Consider the following 19,110-nt stretch of genomic DNA (forward strand, 5'->3'; position numbering starts at 1 on the left):
GGCGGTGAAGACCGCGCCACCGAGGGGAAAGGCCGCACATGGGCACCCAGCAGGAGAAGGACGAGCTGTACGCGCTCGACATCAGCGGCGTGGAGTGGGAGGGCCCGCCCGGGACCAGCCCGGACGAGGAGCGGGTCGAGATCGCCCGGCTGCCCGAGGGCGCGGTGGCCATGCGGTCCTCGCTGGACCGGGACACGGTGCTGCGGTACACGGCGGCCGAGTGGGAGGCCTTCGTACTGGGCGCCCGGGACGGGGAGTTCGACCTGGACCGCCACCACCCCTGAGCGGCCCGTGACATGCGGAAGGGGCGCGCCCGGTGCGGGCGCGCCCCTTCTCGCGTACCTGGCTCAGAAGGCCTCGGTGAACAGGCGCGAGGCCTTCACGTCGGTGGAGCGGTAGTCGTCCTTGCCGCGCTCGATCAGCTGGGCGACCTGCTCGAGCTGGTTCTTCATGTGGTCCGCCTGGCCCTTGTACTTGGCCTGGAGCTGGACGTACGCGGCGTGGGCCTCACCGTCCCAGGTGTCCGTGACGACCTTGAGCGCCTGGTCCATCGCGGCCAGGTCGTCGACGATCTTCTTCGAGACCGTGCGGATGCGGTTGGCCATCTGCTGGACGGACTCGTATGTGACCTTGGTGTGGCCGTCAGTGGCAGCCATGTTCTTCTCCTTAGCGCTGAGCGGGGGCTTACCGGAAGGCGACGTGCGTCAGATGGAGTTGAGGCCCGAGTTGTTGCCACCCGCGTTGGACTGAACGGCGCTGAAGGCCGCACGCACGTCGTCGTCCTGGGCGTTGCTCAGGTTCTTGGTCTGGGCGACCGCGTTGTGCAGCACCCCGAGCAGCCGACGGATCTGGTCGTGGTCCTCGTTGACCACCGTCTGGGCGTTGATGAACCCCTGGGCACCCACACCGGTCCAGCCCGCACTCACGGTGGCGAGGATGTCGGCCAGCTCACGGGCCTGGGTGGTGACGGCCTCGGCCGTTTCGGAGATCTTGTTCTTGGCCTGGACGATGGGATCGTCTGCAAGTCCGAAATTGTTGCTCATCCGAAGCTCCTCACTTCTCAATTCGCCGGCAGGAGCGGCGGATTACGTGGCGGAGCGGACACTTCCGGCGCGGCTTTTCAGCCATGCGCCCGGAGATCCCCCTCCGCTTCACGAGAATCCCCCGATCACAGTCGTGAAGCCTGTTGTCACTCTAGCCAGTTCGGCAGCCCGGCCCAACACCAGCGGCCTGCTTCTGTTGATGAACCGTGACCGTTCACTGCAAACGGCGTCGGCGGTTCCGTGCGTCGCGCACGACGGTCGCGGTACCCGCGATGACGGCGATGAGGACGGCTCCGATGCCGAGAGCGTACGTGCCCAGGCGCTCCTGGCGCTCCTGCGCCGTCTCGGCCAGGGTCAGTTCCGCCGCCTCGGGAGCGGCCGCGGGCGGCGGCCCCGGGTCGGGGACCGGGGCCTTGGGGGCCTCGCGGTCCTGGCTGAGGGCGCGCACCGGGTCGACGACACCCCAACCGACGTAGTCGTCACGGCCGTTGACGGAACGCTCGGCGGTGTTCTGGATCTGCCAGACGATCTGCTGCACCGTCCAGTCCTCGTGCTCGGCGCGCAGCAGGGCCGCGACCCCGGCGACGTACGGGGCGGAGAAGCTGGTGCCGTTGTCGATGCACTGGCCGAAGCCGGGGACGGTGGAGACCATGTCGACGCCGGGCGCCGCGACCCCGATGAAGTCGCCGGGCTGGGAGAAGGCGGCCCGCTCGTTGTTGCGGTCCGAGGCGCCGACGGCGAGCACGCCCGGGAAGGCGGCCGGGTAGGTCTTGCGCTTCTCGCCGCTCATGCCGTCGTTGCCGGCGGAGGCCACGACCACGACCTTGGAGTCGATGGCGTGCTGGACCGACTTGCCGAGTTCGGAGTCCGCGAGCATCGGCACGTCGGTGTCCTGGGAGATGTTGATGACCTGGGCGCCCTTGGCCACCGCGTGGTCGATGGCCTGGCTCAGGGACAGTGCGTTGCCCTTGCCCTGCCCGTCGTTCTGCCGGATCGGGATGATCGTGGCCTCCGGGGCCAGGCCGACGAAGCCCGTTCCCTCCTGGGGGCGGGCCGCGATCAGCCCGGCGACCTTGGTGCCGTGGCCGACGGTGTCGGTCGTGCCGTCGCCGCCCTTCGGGTCGACGAAGTCCTTTCCGGCCCCGGTGTCGACGGCCCCGGCGAGCTGCGGGTTCCCCCGGTCCACTCCGGTGTCGATGACGGCCACCCGGACGCTGTTGCCCTTCTTGTCCTTGCCCTTGGTCTGCGCCCAGAGCTCGTCGAGGAGGAGGCGCTGCAGGGCCCAGGGCCGGTCGGCGATCTGCTTCTTCATCGGGAAGGTGCACTCGCCGGCGCCGTCGAGGCGGAAGGCGTGCGGGGGCTGGGGCGCGGCCGCCGCGGGCGTGGCGGCGCAGGCCGCGAGGAGGGTGAGGGCGGCGGTGAGGAGCCGGGCGCGGCGGCTGCGGGGCTGGGACATCGGCGGCATCGGCGGCTTCCTCACGAACCCTGGGGCTGGCGGGCGGAGTTGGTGTCCAGGCGCGGGCCCTTGGAGAGGAACTCCGACCAGGCGATGGGCACCAGGGAGGGGGTCACGCTTCCGTAGCCGAGCCGGATCTGAGCCTGGCTGGCCTCGGGGCGGGCGTCCGTGGCGCCCTTCGCCGGGTCGGCCGCGCCGATCTTCGACTTCTCGGCGTCGCTGTCGCCGTTGGCCTGCACGGCGTACCGCAGGCCGGTGTCGGTGACGAGGAAGAGGGCGCCGCCCGCGGTGGTCTGCTTGCCCTGGACCTGGGTGTAGAGGAGGCCGGAGCCCGGGGTGACGTAGGAGCTGGTGCCGCTGGCCGTGATGTCGATGGGGAACGCGGGTCCCGCCCACGTGCTCAGGGTCTGGTTGCCCTGGGCGTCGACGGAGTGCAGGACGTTGCAGACGGTGTCGCGGCCGCTGCCGCCGCCGGAGCCCGCCACCTGGCCGCCCACGGCCGGAGCCGTCTCGTTGATCCGCTCGGACTTCTTCTGCGGCCACCGGGTGTCGCCGGCGAACCGGGTCGCGTCGGGGTGCAGTGCCTGCAGGTCGACCTCGCGGGCCTTGCCGTGCATGTTGAGGCCGTCGGTGGCGGGGGCCGAGATCAGCAGCCAGGCGACGAACTCGGAGACCGGTGCGACCTTCCCGGGCAGCACCACGTAGTTCTGGGTGCCGGCGCCGTCCTGCGCCTTGAGCACCATGCCGACCTTGTTGTCGGCGGTGATCAGGCCCTTGACGTCGGCGTTGGTGCCGGCCTTCGCGGGGAGCTGCGGGAAGGCCAGGTCGTCGCCGGAGTTGAGGGTGGCCAGCCACTGCTCGGTGACCTGCTGCGGGGTGGCGCTGGTGCCGACCAGCGCGTTGGTCATCGTCCCGGCGGCCGGGGTGCCCTCCGGGAACTTGTACTTCGTGCCCGCGCCGTCGACGAGGTAGCGCTCCTTGTTCGCGCCGGTGCTCTGCACGTACAGCACCTGGCTGTCGGTGAGCTTGCGCTGGTCGTCCATGCGGGCGGCCTCGCGGTCGGCGAGGACGAAGGTCGCCGTCTGCACGCCCTTGCCGTTGCCGCCCGGCTGCTGGCAGACGGCCCACCGCTTGGCCTTGCCCGCGTCGTCCTTGGAGGGCAGCCGGTCGGGGGCGTAGGGGATGCCGATGATGGGTCCGCGCGGAACCTTGCCGCTGTCGAGGACGCCGTCGGCGACGGTGACGACCTTGCCGGACTTGGCCGGTTCGAGCAGCAGCCGGGCCGAGGCGAGGTTCAGCACCGGGTGCAGCCGCTTCTGCTCCTTGCCGTCCACCTTCGTCGTCAGGACCACGTACCGGGTCGTCGACTCCTTGCCGACGATGACCTGGACCCCGGGCGCGTCCCAGCCCTTCGGGGCCGTGGGCTTGAACATGCCCCACGCGCCGAAACCCGCGATCACCAGCGCCCCCGCGACGAGCCCCGGCAGGACCGCGCGCAGCGGGCGCGGCGCGCCCTCCTCGGTTCCCGTGGCGGAAGGCTGGAGGAACGCAGCCACCGTGCGCCGCTTCGCAAAGGTGTACGCGTTGAGCTCATCACGTCGTGATGCCATGACCGCCTGCTTCTCCCCGCACCGCCCGGTCGGTGAGTACTCCCCCAGCTACCGCCGGGAGGTGCCCCCGCCCCCGGGCCTCGATTGTCGGACCGGGCACCTACTATGCCTCTTGACGGACCGTACGCAGGGGCCGGGTAGGGTGAGGCTGCCGCTCAGCGCCTTCCGGACCGCCGCATTGAGGATCAACAGGGCGTCAGCGCTTGTTGGGGTGGACTGGGGAGATTCCGGCGGTCGTGCGGCAGGTGCCGCGCCGTTCCGGGATTCATGGGGCCCTGCCCCGGAAAGGGGAGCTGCGCGAGTGATGGCCACCGCGACGCGGCCACGGACTGCCGCGGCCGCACCCGCCCGCAGCGGGGTGACGCCGCATCCGAAGTCGGCCCCCGGCCGCTTCGGCCCGTTCCGACTGCAACAGCTCGTACTGCTCCAGGTCGCCGCGGCCGCCCTGCTGGTGGCGTGGGTGGTGGATCCGGTGCTGCTGGTCCCCGCAGGCGTGCTCGCCCTGGCCCTGGTGGTGCTCGCGGTCGTACGCCGCCACCAGCGCTCCCTGCCCGAGTGGCTCGGCGGCGCCCTCGCACTGCGCGCCCGTAAGCGGCGCGCCGCTTCCCTGGCGGTGCCGGCGGGCACCGAGCCCGGGCTGGCTCCGCTCGTCGAGGCGGATCCGGCGCTGCGGACGCTCACCTTCAGCGACCGCGACCGGCGCCCCGTCGGGATGGTCGGCGACGGCACCTTCCTGACCGCGGTCGTCCAGGTGGACACGGACGCCACCGCGCTGCGGCCCGACCGTTCGGAGCGGCCGCTGCCGCTGGGGCTCGTACGGGACATCCTCGAAGTGGACGGCATCCGGCTGGAGTCCGCGCAGCTGGTGCAGCACACCCAGCCGGCTCCGGCCCCGCACCTGCCGGCCCAGTCGATGGCCACGCGCAGCTACGCGCCGCTGCAGGCCCGCACGGGCACGCCGGCGGTGCGCCTGACCTGGATCGCCCTCAAGCTCGACCCGGAGCTGTGCCCCGAGGCGGTCACCGCGCGCGGTGGCGGGCTGGCGGGCGCGCAGCGCTGCGTGGTGCGGGCGGCGGACCAGCTGGCGAGCCGGCTGACCGGGGCCGGGTTCAGGGCCACCGTGCTCACCGAGCAGGAGCTGACGGCGGCGCTGGCCACCTCCTCGTGCGCGAACCCGATGGCGATCACCCAGGCGGGCCGGTCCGCCAGCACGGGGCGGCGCACCGAGGAGACCCCTCGGACCTGGCGCTGCGACGACCGGCGGCACACGACGTACTGGATCGGGCGCTGGCCCCAGCTGGGCGGCACGGGGGCGGCGCTGCCGCAGTTCGTGGCGCTGCTGACCTCGCTGCCCGCGCTGGCGACCAACTTCAGCCTCACGATGTCCTCCGCCGAGCGACAGGGCGTCACCCTGGCCGGACACGTACGGGTGACGGGGCGCAGCGACGAGGAACTGGTGGCGGCACGACGGGAGTTGGAGCGGACGGCACGCGGCGTGAAGGCCGGGCTCGTCCGTCTCGACCGGGAACAGGTGCCGGGGCTGCTGGCTTCGCTGCCGCTGGGAGGCGCCCGATGAGGGGTGGTTTCGGGCTGGTCGGCCCGCGCCGGGAGCGGCACGTGGTGTCGGCCTCCGATCTGGACGCGCTGGCACTGCCCGTCGGGGACGACGGGGTCGTCATCGGCGTGGACGCCGAAGGCCGGCCGGCGGTGCTCGGCATCAACCGGCCCACGCCGTACGAGGTGACCCTGATCGGCGGTCTGTGGACGGCGCAGGTGCTGGCGCTGCGGGCGGCGGCCACCGGTGCGCGGGTCGCGGTGGAGACCGGGCGGGCGCACGTGTGGTCAGGGCTGGCCCAGGCGGCGGGCGGCGGGCAGCCGTGCGTGACCCTGCACGAGGTGGGCCGGATCCCGCCGCAGGGCGCGTCCGCGGGCAGCCCGGTGCTGGTGATCCGCGACTGCGGGATGCGGCCGCCGCGCGGGCGCGTGGTGGCCGGTCCCTGGCAGTCGGTGCTGACCCTGCTGCCGTATCTGAGCCCGACGGCGCCGCGGCTGCTGCAGCAGTCCGCGCTGGTGGGCGTGCAGCGGGTGTCCCCGGACGAGGCGGAGCAGGTCGGGCGGCTGATGAACCTTTCGCGGCGGGCGGTGGATTCGCTGCCGACGCTGGGTGACGGGGTGACGCTGTGGTGCACGGGACGGGACCGGCAGTTCGTCATGACCCAGGGGACGGAAGCGGAGACGGGCCTGCTGGGCGGGGCCCGGCGCATCGACTGACGGCCGACCGGCCGTCGGTCGGGCCCGGTTGGCCATCGGCCGGCCGGGGGGTGGCCCATCGCCCCGCGCACTACCGCGCGGGGCGGGGCGGACGGGGGCGGACACGGGCGGCGGGCCGCGATTAGGCTGGGCGCGGGCGCGCGTCGAAGTGGGCGCCGGACCAGTGTTCGACAGACCAGGAGGACCAGTGAGCGGCGATCGGAACGAGAGGCGCGGCGGGACGTGGGACGTCCCGACGGACGATCAGTCCGACGCGGAGCCCGAACTGACGGGCGAGTTCACCATCGACTACACCCCGCCGGCCTGGTACACCCAGGGCGCGAGCCCGGCCGCGGTACCGGGGCTGCCCGAGGGCAGCGGCTTCGAGCCCCACCGCCCGTCGGAGCTCGACTCTCCCCGGACGATGCGGGTGGGCCCGCCGGCCCAGCGCCCGGCGCCGGACGGGGCGGGCGCGCAGTCCGCTGCGCACGGCGGCACGCCCCCGGCCCCGCACGCCCCGCACGCCCCGGCGGAGGCCTTCCCGCCCTACCCGGCGCCCGCCTTCCCGTCGGCCCCGTCCGGCGGCACGCCTGCACCCGACGCGGCCCCGCCGTACCCGGCACCGGCCTTCCCGACGCCGCCCGCGGGCGGCGCAGCCGCGCCCGAGCCGTACCCGGCACCTGCCTCCCCGACGCCGCCGTCCGGCGCAGCGCCCGCGCCCGACGCGGCCCCGCCCAACCCGGCGCCCGCGTTCCCGACGCCGCCGTCCGGCCGCGAGCCCGCGCCCGACGCCCTCCCGCCGTACCCGGCGCCGGGACCGGCGGCCCTGCCTCCGGCGCCCGACGCCGGTACCACTCCGCCGAGCGAGCCGCTCCCGCCGTACCTCGTTCCCGCACCGGGCCTGCCGTCGGCCCCCGTCGGCGGCGCGCCCGCGCCCGACGCACCCACGGCCCCCGCCGAAGCGCTCCCCGCGCACCCCGTTCCCGCACCGGCACCGGCACCTGCCCTGCCTCCGGCTGCGGTCGGCGCCGGGCCCTCGCCCGATGCACCCACCGCGCCCGCCGAAGCGCTCCCGGCGCTCCCGGCCCCGGGGGCGGACGCACCCGCGCCCGGCGGCGCCGGTCCGCACGACACCCCCGCCGACGGGGTTCCCGTACTGCCTGCCGCTACCGCGGACGCGCCGCGGGGCGACGGGGAGAACCCGTTCGGGGGACCCGGTGGTGAACTCCCGCCGCTGCCGCACGCCTTCGAAGGGGAGGACGCGGGCTATTCCTTCGCCCCACCGCAGCCCCAGCAGCCCCAGCAGCAGCCGCACCAGCCGCAGGCTCCCGCGCCGCACCAGCACCAGCACCAGCAGCAACCGCAGCCGCAGCCGCAGCCGACCCCTCAGTACGACCCCCGCTCCGGCGGCCAGTGGCCCGCGCCGCAGCACCAGCTGCCGCCGCAGCCCCACGACCCCCGCTACTCCTCCGGGCAGACCACCGGCGGGGCGCCGCTCGGCTACACCGCCGCCGTCGAGCTGTCGTCCGACCGGCTGCTGCGCAACAAGCAGAAGCCGAAGAGCAACAACAACGCCGCCGCCGGGGGCCGTTTCCGCTTCGGCGGCAAGGCGGCCGAAGCGGAGCGCCGGCGCAAGCTGGAGCTGATCCGCACCCCGGTGATGTCCTGCTACCGCATCGCCGTCATCAGCCTGAAGGGCGGCGTCGGCAAGACCACGACCACCACCGCCCTCGGCGCCACCCTGGCCACCGAGCGCCAGGACAAGATCCTCGCGATCGACGCGAACCCCGACGCCGGCACCCTCGGGCGCCGTGTTCGCCGCGAGACCGGCGCCACGATCCGGGACCTGGTCCAGGCGATCCCGTACCTGAACTCGTACATGGACATCCGCCGGTTCACCTCGCAGGCGCCCTCCGGTCTGGAGATCATCGCCAACGACGTCGACCCGGCCGTCTCGACGACCTTCAACGACGAGGACTACCGCCGCGTCATCGAGACGCTCGGCCGCCAGTACCCGATCATCCTCACCGACTCGGGCACCGGGCTCCTCTACTCCGCCATGCGCGGGGTCCTGGACCTGGCCGATCAGCTGATCATCATCTCGACCCCGTCGGTGGACGGCGCGAGCAGCGCCAGCACCACCCTCGACTGGCTCTCCGCCCACGGGTACGCCGATCTCGTCTCGCGCTCGATCACCGTCATCTCGGGGGTCCGCGAGACGGCCAAGATGATCAAGATCGAGGACATCGTCCAGCACTTCGAGACCCGCTGCCGCGGGGTCGTCGTGGTGCCGTTCGACGAGCACCTCGCGGCCGGCGCCGAGGTCGACCTCGACATGATGCGGCCCAAGACGCGCGAGGCGTACTTCAACCTCTCCGCGCTCGTGGCGGAGGACTTCGTCCGGGCCCAGCAGCAGGGCGCCCCCGGCCACTGGGGTGCTCAGCAGCCCCAACAGCCCCAGCCGCACCAGCAGCCCCCGTACGGCCAGCCCCAGGGGCAGCCCCAGGCCCAGCCGCAGTACCAGCAGCACCAGGCACCTCAGCCGCAGCAGCCGCCCTACGGCCAGCCGCAGCCGTACCCGCAGCCCGGCCAGCCCTGGCAGCAGCCGCCGGCCCCCCAGCAGCCGCAGAACCCGCAGAACCCGCAGCAGCCCCCGCGCGACCCGCGCCTCGGCTGAACGAGTGAGGGCCCGTACCACCGGTACGGGCCCTCACTCGTCGTGCTCCGCCCAGCGGCGGCGGCGCCGTCAGCGCGACAGGTCGTACGCGTCCGTCAGCATCCGCGCCCGCTTCACGTCGTCCGCGATCGCCTCGAGCAGCCCGTCGAGCGACTCGAACTTCGCCATCCCCCGCACGTACGCGAGGAAGTCCACCGCCACGTGCATCCCGTACAGGTCGAGGCCGATCCGGTCGATCGCGTACGCCTCCACGGTCCGCTCGGTCGCGTCGAACTGCACGTTCGTCCCCACCGAGATCGCCGCGGGCATCCGCTCGCCGGCCGCCGTCAGCCAGCCCGCGTACACCCCGTCCGCCGGGATCGCGGTGTGCGGCGCCGTCTCGACGTTCGCCGTCGGGTAGCCGAGCTCGCGCCCGCGCTGCGCACCGCGCACCACCACGCCCTCGACCCGGTGCGGGCGGCCCAGGATCTCGGCCGCGCCGTCCATGTCGCCCTCGGCGACGAGCTTGCGCGCGAGCGTCGAGGAGAACGGCACTCCGCCGCCCGCCTCGCCCCGCTCGACCAGGTCCACGACCTCGACCACGTAGTCGTACGTGGAGCCCAGCTCGCGCAGGAAGTCGACGTTCCCGGCGGCCCGGTGGCCGAAGCGGAAGTTCGGACCCTCGATGACGGCCCGCGCGTGCAGCTTGTCGACGAGCACCTTCACGATGAAGTCGGCCGGGGACAGCTGCGAGAACTCCGCCGTGAACGGCAGGATCAGCAGCGCGTCCACGCCCAGCCCGGCCATCAGTTCGGCTCGCCGGTCGTACGGCGCCAGGATCGGCGGATGGCTGCCGGGGCGGACGACCTCGCTCGGGTGCGGGTCGAAGGTGACCACGACCGACGGCACGCCGAGCTCGCGCGCCGTCGCCACGGCCCGTCCGATGATCAGCTGATGACCTCGGTGCACGCCGTCGTAGGAGCCGATGGTGACGACGCTGCGTCCCCAGTCCTGGGGGATGTCCTCCAAGCCACGCCAGCGCTGCACTGTGACCGCTCCTCGCCCGAACCCGTTTAGGCCTTGTATTTGAATGCCGATTACAGGTCTAAGACTGCCATGCCGGTGCCCGGTGCCCAGCATCGGCGTCTGGGTGCATCAACTGCCGTGTCAGTTCGTCACGTCACATCCTGGGCCGCTCTGCTGAGGGTCTCCACCGTCCGCCGCGCGCTCGGCCCCAGCAGGGCCGCCGCCTCGGCGGCCGCCTGAGCCTGCCAGCGGGCCACGAGGGCCCCGAACGCGGGGGCCGTCCGGGCCAGCTCCACCGTCCGCCGCTCGAACACCGCGGCCCCGCCGGGGGCCCGCAGCAGCTGCCGCCCGGTGCGGCGCAGCAGCTCCCGCGTACGGTCCTCCGGCCGGGCGGCGGCCCCGGCCGCGAGGGAGCCGAGGAAGGCGTCGAGCACCAGCGGGTCGGTCTCCTCGCGCAGCAGTACGTCGGCCAGCTCGCGGCGCAGCGCGTACGAGGGCTCCCCGCCCGGCGCGGCCAGTACGGCGGCCAGCTCGGCCCGCACCCCGGCCGGGGCGCTGCGCAGCAGGTCCAGCACGAGCGGGCGGACGACGGGTCCGGCGGCGAGGCCCTGCTCGAGGCGCAGGCCCACGAAGGCGGCCGCGTGCCGTGCGTCCTCGGGGTGCCCTGCCAGGTGCTCCCGTACGAGCTCGGCGGCGCGGCGGGCGAGACCCGGCGTGGTCAGTGCGGCCAGGGCCCGCACCACCTCCCCGTCGGCCCGCTCCCGCAGGGCGGCGAACACCGCGTCCGGGTCGGGCAGCACGGGCAGGGCCGCGACCAGCGCGGAGGCGGGCAGCCGGGTGCCGTGCTCCGGGTCGCGGAAGCAGGCGAGGGCGTCGGGCAGGTAGCGGCCGCGCATCTGCGGGTCGCGGAGCAGGGTGGCGAGGGCGCTGCCGTGCAGGGTGGCATCGGCGGGGCGGGCGAGCAGCGCCTGGGCGGCGTAGCGCAGCAGCTCGCGGTCGGCGGGGGTGCGTACGTGGGGGGCGGTGGCGAGCCCGTAGGCGGCGGCCGCGACGCGCCGCCCGGGCCGTTCGTCGTGGGCCCAGCGGTCCACGGCCCGGCACATGGCGGAGGGTTCCTCCTCGGCGAGCACGGAGAGCAGCTCGTCGGCGCGGGGGTGCGCGGCGGCGACGAGCTGCTCGGTGAGGTCGTCGACGGCGAGCCGGCGGTGGGTGTGCAGCAGGGCCTGCGCCGCGCCGGCGACGGTGGCGCCGGGGCGGCCCCGGAGGCGGCGGCCGTCGGTGAACCAGGCGCAGAGCAGCGGCTGCACGGTCTGCGGGTCGCGGGCGAGGCGGCGGGCGGCCGCGTCGAGGAAGCGGTCGCCGGGGACCGCCTCGGCGGGGTCGGCGGGCAGCAGGCGGCGCAGCAGGTCGAGCCGCTCGGGCTCGGGCAGCCGCAGCCGGTTCCAGAACCACCCGCCGAACTCGCCGGGCCCGGAGCGCGCGACGTGCTCGGCCAGTGCGTGCAGGACGGGGAGGTGCGGGTGGGCGTCGGCGGCCCGCAGCAGGGTCTCCCGGAGCAGCCGGGCGGCCCACCAGACGGGGTCGGGCAGGCCGGGCCCGTCGGGCCGGCCGGGCCCGTCGGATGGGCCGGGCCCGTCGGATGGGCCGGGCCCGTCGGATGGGCCGGGCCCGTCGGGTCGGCCGGGCCCGTCGGATGGGCCGGGCCCGTCAGGCGGGCCGGCCGGTGCGGGCGGGGTTTCCGCGTAGGTGTTCAGGGCCTGGACGAGGCGGGTGAGCTCGGTGTGCAGGCGGTCCGGGGGGAGCCTGTGCAGGGCCTCCAGGACGGGCCCGATGCGGTGCCGGGGGACGGGCGGGCCGGATCCGTACGGGTGGTGGACGAGCGAGCGGAGGGCCGCGGGGACGTCCAGGTGGCAGGCCTGGAGCCAGTCCGACAGCTCCTCGTGGGCGAAGCGGTAGCCGGGCCCGGCGGGCACCAGCAGCCCCTCGGTGAGCACGGCGGAGGCCCAGCCGGTCCGCCACGGGAACAGCTCCTCGAACGAGGCGCGGTCCAGCTGCCCCTGCCCGGGCCCCAGACAGCGGCGGGCGGCCTCGTGCACCCGGCCGGCCACGCGGGCCGCGAGCCGCCGTACCCCGGGGCCGTGGACCCCGCCGGGCGGCCCGGCCGCGGCGGCGATCCGGACGGCCGCCCGCAGGGCCACCAGGTCCAGGTGGGCGGCGAAGACCTCGTCGCGCCCGGGCCGCCCCGCGGTCACCTCGGCGGCGCGGACGTCGGCGAGCAGGCGCAGCGTGAGGGGGTGCCTGGCATCGGCATCCCGGACGGCGTCGGCCGGGATGCCGAGGCGGGCGCGGGCGGCCTCGGCCTCGGCGGGGGCGAGGTCGCCGAGCGCGAGTGCGGACGGCATGCGGCGGGCCGGGCGGGCCGGGGTGTGCAGCACCCCGGGCGGGTGGAACGCGCCGGCCCGCTCCCAGTACTCGGGCCGGGCCGCGACCACCAGCCGGGTGCCGGTCGCGCGCAGCCACGCGACGGTGGCTTCGGTCCAGGGGCCCGGGCGCCGTGCGAGCTCGGGCGGCATCTCCTCGGGCGCGTCGAGCACGACGAGCAGCCCGCGCCCGGCGGCCGCGGCGACTCGTGCCACGCTCTCGGCAATGCCGTGCGGCTGCGCCGCTCGGGCGGGGTCCTGGGTTCCGCCGGGCCCCGCAGACCCCGGAGGCTGCGCCGCCCAGGACCCCTCCGCGGCTCCGCCCGTGCCGGACGACTCCGCCGGCCGGGCCACGCCCGGGACCCCGCCGGCGCTCGGCGGCTGCGCCGAACGGGCCGCCTCCGGGGATCCGCCGGTGCCGGGGCCGCGCCGTGGCGTCTCCTCGGGCTCCGAACCCTTCCAGGGGGTGGAAGGGGACGGGGTGGTTGCGTTCGGAGCCCTGCGGGGACGCCCCGGCACACCCCCGTCCCCGTCGGAACCGGGCGTCGCGATGATGCGGGCCGCTCCGGTCAGGGCGCGGGTCATGGCGGCGGCCAGGGAGGTGTCGGCGGCGTGGAGGTCCGCGCCGCGGAGCCAGAGGGTCGGGGAAGGGCGGGTGCCCTGGGACCGGCGGGCCGCGAGGGCGGCCAGGGCCGTGGTGCGGCCCGTGCCCGGGTGTCCGATCAGGGCCAGGACCAGTGCGTCGGCCGCGGTGAAGGCATCCAGTTCGGCCGTCACGGCCGGCCGCTCGACGACCTCGTCGAGGGGAAGGGCGCAGCCCAGGGTGGTGCCGGTCAGTTCCAGGGCTCCGGCCAGGTTCAGGTCCGCCCCGTAGGCCGGTACGGTCGCTGCGTTGCGGGCCAGGAGCTCGGCCAGGGCGGGGTCGGCCGCGGCCGCCGCGCGGAGGGCCACCGCGCTGCCGCCCGACAGGACGGCCAGCACCGCTCCGGTCTCCGCGTCGATGACGGGGCCCCCGCAGGCCTCCCCGCCCATGCTCAGGGCGTCCCGCCCGTCGGTGCCGATCGCCAGGTCCACGACCAGGGCGTGCGCCCCCAGCACCCGCGCCTGCCGCCACCCGCGGGCGGGCACCCGTACGTACGTCCCCTGCGGGATGACCTCGCGCACCGCCACCGGCAGCGGCCGTACGCCGAGTCCTTCCGCCCGTACGAGCGCCACCGGGGCGCCCGGCGGGGCCGTGACGTCGGCCAGGCAGCTCCGCCCGGCGGGCCCGTGCAGGAGCACCCTGGTCAGGCCGTCGACGGCCTCGTGGCCGGTGACCACCGTGCCGCGGTCGTCGGCGACGAAACCGCTGCCGCGCGGCCGCCCGGCCGGATCGCAGATCGTGACGAGCTCCGCCATGGCCGCACCACTCCCCCGCAACTGCCCGTTCTCACGAACGGTAGGCAGGTGAAGATCAGCAAGAAAAGCACGCGGGGCGAACGCGCCCCCCTTCGCTCCCTCCATTCACTCCGAGCGCCTGCTCGGACGGGTGAATACCGGGGTCCGGGTGGATAGAGACCTACCCGAGGGGGGTCGTGGAGCGGTGAGCGTCGGCTGATCGGCGCTCACCGCTCCACGTCAGACGAAGACCGCGAGGGACTTGGCCTTGCCGCCCTTGCTCTCCACGAGGCCGAGCAGCGTGCCCTCCGGTCCGAAGACCGCCACCGTCTGGCCGGCCGCGTAGGCGTCCGGCATCTCGATCCGCACGCCGTTGGCGAGCAGCGAGGCCCGGCGGGCGTCCAGGTCCCAGCGCGGGAAGGCCGCGGCGGCCGCCTCGCCGATCGGCATGACGGTCAGCTCCTCCTGGAGCTGGTCCAGCGTCCGCGCCCGGTCGAGCCTGTACGGGCCGACGCGGGTGCGCCGCAGCGCGGTCAGGTGGCCGCCGACGCCGAGGTCGGCGCCGAGGTCCCGGGCCAGGGCGCGGATGTACGTACCGCTGGAGCAGACGACGGAGACGACGAGGTCGACGACCTTGGTGCCGTCCTCGGCCTCGGCCTCGCGCATGTCGTACACCTGGAAGGAGGAGACCGTGACCGGTCGGGCCGGGATCTCGAAGTCCTCGCCGTCGCGGGCGCGCTTGTAGGACCGCACACCCTTGATCTTGATGGCGCTGACCTTGGACGGGACCTGCATGATCTCGCCGGTGAGCCTGGCGATGCCCGCGTCGACGCCCTCGCGGGTGACCCCGGAGGCGTCCGTGGACGAGGTGATCTCGCCTTCGGCGTCGTCCGTCAGGGTGTCCTGGCCCAGCCGGATCGTGCCGAGGTACTCCTTCTCGGTGAGCGCGAGGTGGCCGAGGAGCTTGGTGGCCTTCTCGACACCGAGGACGAGGACGCCCGTCGCCATCGGGTCCAGCGTGCCTGCGTGGCCTACGCGGCGGGTCTTGGCCATCCCGCGCATCTTGGCGACCACGTCGTGCGAAGTGAAGCCGGACGGCTTGTCGACGATGACAAGGCCGTCCGGCGTCTTTCCTGCGTTGCTCATTCGGCGGCTGCGTCCTCGTCGTCGCCCGGCTTCTTGTACGGGTCGGCGTCGCCGGCGTACTGGGCACCGGAGGAGACCTCGCGCACCTGGGCGTCCGAGGCGCGCGCCTTGTCGAGGAGGTCCTCGATGGTCTTGGCGGTCTCCGGGAGGGCGTCCGCGACGAAGGTCAGGGTGGGCGTGAACTTGGTGCCCGCCGCCCGGCCGACCGCGGAGCGCAGTACGCCCTTGGCGCTCTCCAGGCCCGCTGCGGCGGAGGCGCGTTCCTCGTCGTCGCCGTAGACCGTGTAGAAGACCGTGGCCTCCCGCAGATCGCCGGTGACCCGGGTGTCCGTGATGGTCACGTGCGTACCGAGGCGGGGGTCCTTGACGCCGCGCTGCAGCTTCTCGGCCACCACCTCCCGGATGAGGTCCGCCAGCTTCTTCGCCCGCGCATTGTCGGCCACTGGTCCGTCTCCTTCTTATGTCTTGCTATCAGTCTTCATCACCGTGGAGGCGCCGTCGCACGGACAGCAGCTCCACTTCCGGACGCGCCGCGACCAGCCGCTCGCAGCGGTCCAGTACGTCCGAGAGGAACCCCGTGTCCCCACTCACGAGGGCGACCCCTATGCGGGCCCTGCGGTGCAGGTCCTGGTCGCCCACTTCAGCCGCGCTCACGGAGAACTTGCGTTGGAGCTCGGCCACGATGGGCCGGACCACGGAGCGCTTCTCCTTCAGCGAGTGGACGTCGCCGAGGAGCAGATCGAAGGACAGAGTCCCCACGTACATGCAGTTCCGGATATCCCGCCGGTGCGGGTTCGGTGGCCTGCCGGCCGTCGCTCGGCAGGGTCACCAGAACCGTACACGCAACGGCCGGGGCCGATCGACGGATATTCCGTCGACCGGCCCCGGTGTCAAACCGCCTGGCGCTTACGCGCGGGGCTTCTCGCGCATCTCGTACGTCGCGATGACGTCGTCGATCTTGATGTCGTTGTAGCTGCCGAGGTTGATACCGCCCTCGAAGCCTTCGCGAATCTCGGTGACGTCGTCCTTGAAGCGGCGCAGACCGGAGATGGTGAGGTTCTCGGCGATGACCTTGCCATCGCGCAGGAGCCGCGCCTTGGTGTTGCGCTTGACCTCGCCGGACCGGATGAGGACACCGGCGATGTTGCCCAGCTTGGACGAGCGGAAGACCTCGCGGACCTCCGCCGTACCGAGCTCGACCTCTTCGTACTCGGGCTTGAGGAGACCCTTCAGGGCCGCCTCGATCTCCTCGATGGCCTGGTAGATCACCGAGTAGTAGCGGACGTCGACGCCCTCGCGGTCCGCCATCTGCGCGGCACGGCCGACCGCACGGACGTTGTAACCGATGACGATGGCGTCGGAGCCCATCGCCAGCGAGATGTCCGACTCGGTGACCGCACCCACACCGCGGTGCAGGACGCGGATGTCGACCTCTTCGCCGACGTCGAGCTGGAGCAGCGAGGACTCGAGGGCCTCGACCGCACCGGACGAGTCGCCCTTGATGATGAGGTTGAGTTCCTGGACCAGACCGGCCTTGAGGACCGAGTCGAGGTCTTCCAGGGACACCCGGCGGACGCGCTTGGCGAAGTTGGCGTTGCGCTCACGCGCAGCACGCTTCTCGGCGATCTGACGGGCGGTGCGGTCCTCGTCGACGACGAGGAAGTTGTCGCCGGCGCCGGGGACGTTGGTGAGACCCAGGACCAGGACGGGGGTCGCGGGACCCGCTTCCTCGATGTTGTTGCCCTTGTCGTCGAGCATGGCGCGCACACGGCCGTAGGCGTCGCCCACGACCATCGTGTCGCCGACGCGGAGGGTACCGCGCTGGACGAGGACGGTGGCGACGGCACCGCGGCCACGGTCGAGGTGGGACTCGATCGCAATACCCTGAGCGTCCTGCTCCGGGTTGGCGCGCAGGTCGAGCGAGGCGTCGGCGGTGAGGACGACGGCCTCGAGCAGGGAGTCGATGTGCAGACCCTGCTTGGCGGAGATGTCGACGAACATCGTGTCGCCGCCGTACTCCTCGGCGACCAGACCGAACTCGGTGAGCTGACCGCGCACCTTGACCGGGTCGGCACCCTCGACGTCGATCTTGTTGACCGCGACGACGATCGGGACGCCGGCGGCCTTGGCGTGGTTCAGCGCCTCGATCGTCTGCGGCATGACGCCGTCGTTGGCCGCGACCACGAGGATCGCGATGTCGGTCGACTTGGCACCGCGGGCACGCATGGCGGTGAACGCCTCGTGACCCGGGGTGTCGATGAAGGTGATCTTGCGGTCTTCACCGTTGACCTCGGTGCCCACCTGGTAGGCGCCGATGCCCTGGGTGATGCCGCCGGCCTCGCCCGCGACGACGTTCGTCTTGCGGATGGCGTCGAGGAGGCGGGTCTTGCCGTGGTCGACGTGACCCATGACGGTGACGACCGGCGGACGCGGGAGCAGGAACTCCTCGCCGCCCTCGTCCTCGCCGAACTCGATGTCGAAGCCCTCGAGGAGCTCGCGGTCCTCCTCCTCCGGGCTGACGATCTGAACGACGTAGTTCATCTCGTCGGCAAGGAGCTGGAGCGTCTCGTCGGAGACGGACTGCGTGGCCGTGACCATCTCGCCGAGGTTCATCATCACGGCGACGAGCGACGCCGGGTTGGCGTTGATCTTCTCCGCGAAGTCGGTGAGGGAGGCACCGCGCGACAGGCGCACGGTCTCGCCGCCACCGCGCGGCAGCATCACGCCGCCGACCGACGGGGCCTGCATGGCCTCGTACTCCTGGCGACGCTGGCGCTTGGACTTGCGGCCGCGACGGGCCGGACCACCGGGACGGCCGAAGGCACCCTGCGTGCCACCACGGGCACCGGGACCACCGGGACGGCCACCGAAGCCGGGACGACCGCCGCCACCGGCACCGGCCGGACCGCCGCCGAAGCCGCCGCCACCCGGACGGGGGCCGCCGAAGCCGCCACCCGCGGGACGCGAGCCCGGACCGGCCGGACGGCCGGCGAAGCCGCCGCCGCCGGGACGACCGGCGCCACCGGGACGCGGGCCACCGGCACCGGGACCACGGCCGCCGGGGCCGCCGCCGGGACGGGGACCGGGACCACCGGCAGCGGGACGCTGCGGCATCATGCCCGGGTTCGGACGGTTACCGCCCGGGGCCGGACGCGGAGCGCCGCCCTGCGGACGGGGCATGCCGCCCGGGGTCGGACGGGCGCCGCCGGGACCCTGCGGACGCGGAGCGCCACCGGGACCACCCTGCGGGCGGGGAGCACCCTGGCCGCCGCCGGCACCGGGGGCACCGGGACGCGGGGCACCGGCCGGACGGGGCGCCTGCGGGCGCGCCATGCCGGTGGAGCCGCCGGAGGTGAAGGGGTTGTTGCCCGGACGGGGACCCGCCGGACGGGCGCCGCCGGGGCGCGGGGCCTGGGCGCCGCCCGCGGGGCGGGGAGCCTGGGCGCCGGGCGTGGCACCGGCCGGGCGCGGGGCGCCGGGACGGGCACCGGGCTGGCCCTGGGCCGCCGGACGCTGCTGCGTCGGACGGGGACCGGGGGCCGCGGCGGGACGCTCGGTGCGCGCCGGGGCGGCCGGGGCCGCCGGAGGCGCGGAGAACTCGGTCGCCACGGGAGCCGCCGGAGCGGGCTTCGGGGCGGCCGGGGCCTTCGGGCCGGGACGCGGGCCGGAGGCGGCCGGAGTCACCGGTGCGGGCGCTGCGGGGGCCGGAGCCTCCGCGACGACCGGCTTGGGGGCCGGTGCGCCGGGCTTCGGCGCAGCGGGACGTGCGGGACCCGGAGTCGGAGCCCCGGGCTTGGCGGGGGCAGCCTTGCGGGGCGCACCCGGCTTTGCAGCGGACTTGCCGGCGTTGCCGCCGGGGCCCTGCAGTGCGTCGGTCAACTTGCGCACAACCGGCGCCTCGATCGTCGAGGACGCCGAACGGACGAACTCACCGAGTTCCTGGAGCTTGGCCATGACGACCTTGCTCTCAACTCCGAACTCCTTTGCGAGTTCGTATACCCGGACCTTAGCCACTTCGCTCCTTTTAGGTCCGGGTTACGCCGGACCGTCGCTACTTCATGGGCGTACTCATCGCGTACTCATCGAGTGCTCATCGCAATCTCGACCTACTTCCAACTCGCGAGGT

At 74.1% G+C, this 19,110-nt stretch carries 14 protein-coding genes; 4 read left to right on the forward strand and 10 right to left on the reverse strand.

What is annotated here, in order from left to right; translation table 11 throughout:
• Nucleotides 1-38 precede the first annotated feature (38 nt).
• Nucleotides 39-284: a DUF397 domain-containing protein gene (locus ACIGFK_RS12220; RefSeq protein WP_376659548.1), complete on the forward strand. Its 246-nt coding sequence runs from the start codon at nt 39-41 to the stop codon at nt 282-284.
• 63 nt (nt 285-347) lie between these two features.
• On the opposite strand, the gene ACIGFK_RS12225 is transcribed toward ACIGFK_RS12220, so the two are convergent.
• From ACIGFK_RS12225 to eccB, 4 genes are all read right to left on the reverse strand, one after another.
• Nucleotides 348-656, reverse strand: a complete 309-nt coding sequence (locus tag ACIGFK_RS12225) for a WXG100 family type VII secretion target (protein WP_376659547.1) — start codon at nt 654-656, stop codon at nt 348-350.
• A 48-nt stretch (nt 657-704) separates the two neighbouring features.
• Entirely contained in the window at nt 705-1,043 is a 339-nt protein-coding gene (locus tag ACIGFK_RS12230; RefSeq protein WP_376659546.1) for a WXG100 family type VII secretion target, read from the reverse strand.
• A gap of 214 nt (nt 1,044-1,257) precedes the next feature.
• Nucleotides 1,258-2,499, reverse strand: a complete 1,242-nt coding sequence (mycP, locus tag ACIGFK_RS12235) for a type VII secretion-associated serine protease mycosin (RefSeq protein WP_376659558.1) — start codon at nt 2,497-2,499, stop codon at nt 1,258-1,260.
• A gap of 20 nt (nt 2,500-2,519) precedes the next feature.
• Nucleotides 2,520-4,109, reverse strand: a complete 1,590-nt coding sequence (gene eccB / locus ACIGFK_RS12240; RefSeq protein WP_376659545.1) for a type VII secretion protein EccB — start codon at nt 4,107-4,109, stop codon at nt 2,520-2,522.
• Nucleotides 4,110-4,413: 304 nt separating this feature from the next.
• Between eccB and eccE the strand changes: the two genes are divergently transcribed.
• From eccE to ACIGFK_RS12255, 3 genes are all read left to right on the forward strand, one after another.
• Entirely contained in the window at nt 4,414-5,685 is a 1,272-nt protein-coding gene (gene eccE, locus ACIGFK_RS12245) for a type VII secretion protein EccE (RefSeq protein WP_400051440.1), read from the forward strand.
• Nucleotides 5,682-6,380, forward strand: coding sequence for a hypothetical protein (locus ACIGFK_RS12250; RefSeq protein ID WP_376659543.1), 699 nt, complete (start codon nt 5,682-5,684; stop codon nt 6,378-6,380). The genes eccE and ACIGFK_RS12250 overlap by 4 nt, the downstream gene beginning before the upstream one ends.
• A gap of 187 nt (nt 6,381-6,567) precedes the next feature.
• On the forward strand, nt 6,568-9,036 hold the full coding sequence (locus ACIGFK_RS12255) for an SCO5717 family growth-regulating ATPase (protein ID WP_400051442.1): 2,469 nt from the start codon (nt 6,568-6,570) through the stop codon (nt 9,034-9,036).
• A gap of 69 nt (nt 9,037-9,105) precedes the next feature.
• Here the strand turns inward: ACIGFK_RS12255 and ACIGFK_RS12260 are convergent, their stop codons facing one another.
• From ACIGFK_RS12260 to infB, 6 genes are all read right to left on the reverse strand, one after another.
• Nucleotides 9,106-10,062 carry a bifunctional riboflavin kinase/FAD synthetase gene (locus tag ACIGFK_RS12260; RefSeq protein WP_386472857.1) on the reverse strand — a complete coding sequence of 319 codons (957 nt, stop codon included), beginning with the start codon at nt 10,060-10,062 and terminating at the stop codon, nt 9,106-9,108.
• A 128-nt stretch (nt 10,063-10,190) separates the two neighbouring features.
• Nucleotides 10,191-13,859, reverse strand: coding sequence for a serine protease (locus ACIGFK_RS12265; protein WP_400051444.1), 3,669 nt, complete (start codon nt 13,857-13,859; stop codon nt 10,191-10,193).
• A gap of 219 nt (nt 13,860-14,078) precedes the next feature.
• Nucleotides 14,079-14,984 (reverse strand): tRNA pseudouridine(55) synthase TruB, encoded by a 906-nt coding sequence (gene truB, locus ACIGFK_RS12270; RefSeq protein ID WP_400051446.1) that lies wholly within the window; start codon nt 14,982-14,984, stop codon nt 14,079-14,081.
• A complete protein-coding gene (rbfA, locus tag ACIGFK_RS12275) occupies nt 14,981-15,427 on the reverse strand; it encodes a 30S ribosome-binding factor RbfA (RefSeq protein WP_376661385.1) in 447 nt (148 codons plus the stop codon). Before rbfA ends, truB begins: the two co-directional genes overlap by 4 nt.
• 28 nt (nt 15,428-15,455) lie before the next feature.
• Nucleotides 15,456-15,749: a DUF503 domain-containing protein gene (locus tag ACIGFK_RS12280; protein ID WP_030161467.1), complete on the reverse strand. Its 294-nt coding sequence runs from the start codon at nt 15,747-15,749 to the stop codon at nt 15,456-15,458.
• A gap of 141 nt (nt 15,750-15,890) precedes the next feature.
• Nucleotides 15,891-18,998, reverse strand: coding sequence for a translation initiation factor IF-2 (infB, locus tag ACIGFK_RS12285; RefSeq protein ID WP_386464868.1), 3,108 nt, complete (start codon nt 18,996-18,998; stop codon nt 15,891-15,893).
• Between the last annotated feature and the right edge of the window lie 112 nt (nt 18,999-19,110).

The organism is Streptomyces sp. NPDC085524 (assembly GCF_044541755.1).
Classification (GTDB): domain Bacteria; phylum Actinomycetota; class Actinomycetes; order Streptomycetales; family Streptomycetaceae; genus Streptomyces.